At 69.7% G+C, this 403-nt stretch carries 1 protein-coding gene; it reads right to left on the bottom strand.

Features of this window, described 5'->3' with window-relative positions; translation table 11 throughout:
* Positions 1 to 351 (bottom strand): hypothetical protein (locus AC2JF9_RS10080; RefSeq protein ID WP_500727499.1); only part of this gene is annotated, 351 nt, incomplete at its 3' end.
* Positions 352 to 403: the final 52 nt, after the last annotated feature.

Genomic DNA, 403 nt, shown 5'->3' with positions numbered 1-403 from the left:
CACCAGGATGTTGCGGCGGTCGACCACCGCCAGCGAGAGCGTCCGCGCCGCCTCGTCCCCTTCCGGGAGCGGCGGGTTCACGGTCAGCATGTAGCGGACGAACAAGGCGAGGCTTTCGAGCTGGACGTGGGCGTCCCGCTCGATGCGGGCGAGCTGGTTGGAGAGGCGGTCAAGCCGAACGGCGAACCTTTGCTCGAGCTCGTCCGTGCCGCGCCGGTTGAGCCAGGCCTCCACCGCCGCGGCGAGCAGCCGCGACTTCGACGCGCCCGGGGCGGCGGCGAGCTGCTCGAACCGGTCGGCGACCGCCTTCGGCAGGAACAGCTGATACCGGACCTGTTCGGACCTGCGCATTACCGCCTCTAAAAGCTCAGCATCAGGTCGTCGCCGCGACCCGATCCCTGGT

It is taken from the genome of Lactobacillus sp. C449L (assembly GCF_059900815.1).
Note: the sequence above shows the minus strand (reverse complement) of the source record. Positions and strands in the feature narration are given on the sequence as shown.